We start from the raw sequence: 1,125 nt of genomic DNA on the forward strand, positions 1-1,125 counted from the left end.
CCTGGGCACCGCCCCCGGCCACGGCCCGCTGGGCCACGGCGGGCCGGGCGGCAGTGGCTCCGCGATCGCCCAGGCGACCATCGGCGCCCCGCGCAAGCTGTCCGGCCGGCGCCGCCGGGAGACCGTCGCGGTGCTGATCTTCGGCGGCGCACCGATCTTCGAGAGCTCCATCCCGCTCTCCGTCTTCGGCGTGGACCGCCAGGACGCCGGGGTCCCCCGCTACCGGCTGCTGGTCTGCGCCGGCGAGGAGGGCCCGCTGGCCACCACCGGCGGGCTGACCCTGTCGGCGCCGTACGGCCTGGAGGCCCTCGCCCGAGCCGGCACGATCGTCGTACCGGCATGGCGCTCGATCTCGCAGCCGCCGCCGGTCGAGGCGATCACCGCCCTGCGCAAGGCCCACCACGAGGGCGCGCGGATCATCGGGCTCTGCACCGGTGCCTTCGTGCTCGCCGCGGCCGGCCTGCTCGACGGCCGCCCGGCGACCACCCACTGGATGTACGCGCCGACCCTGGCCAAGCGCTACCCGCGGGTGCACGTCGACCCCCGCGAGCTGTTCGTGGACGACGGCGACGTGCTGACCTCGGCCGGCACTGCCGCCGGGATCGACCTGTGCCTGCACGTGGTGCGCAGCGACCACGGCGCCGAGGCCGCCAACGCGCTGGCCCGCCGTCTGGTGGTGCCCAGTCGCCGCAGCGGCGGAGGACAGGCCCAGTACATCGATCAGTCTTTACCGGAGGAGATCGGCAACGACCCGCTGGCCGAGGTGGTCACCTGGGCGCTGGAGAACCTCAACCAGCAGTTCGACGTCGAGGTGCTGGCGGCCCGTGCCTACATGAGCCGGCGCACCTTCGACCGCCGTTTCCGCACGCTCACCGGCAGTGCGCCGCTGCAGTGGCTGATCACCCAGCGGGTGCTCCAGGCGCAGCGGCTGCTGGAGACCTCGGAGCTGTCGGTGGACGACGTGGCGCGCCGGTGCGGGTTCCGGTCGCCGGTCGCGCTGCGCGGGCACTTCCGCCGCCAGCTCGGGGTCTCCCCGGCCGCGTACCGGACCAGCTACCGGGCACGGCGCCCCGGGCAGCAGTCGCCCAGCCCGGCGGGAGCGCACGGCGCCGACCTCCGGCTGCC

The 1,125-nt window shown here is 75.3% G+C and carries 1 protein-coding gene; it reads left to right on the top strand.

The features are described 5' to 3' along the window. Window positions 1–64: 64 nt before the first annotated feature. On the top strand, window positions 65–1,125 hold a 1,061-nt coding region (locus tag BG452_RS35190), incomplete at its 3' end, for a helix-turn-helix domain-containing protein (RefSeq protein ID WP_188308404.1).

Origin of the sequence: Streptomyces sp. CBMA123 (assembly GCF_014596465.1) — a bacterium.
In the GTDB taxonomy this organism is placed as follows: Bacteria; Actinomycetota; Actinomycetes; order Streptomycetales; family Streptomycetaceae; genus Kitasatospora.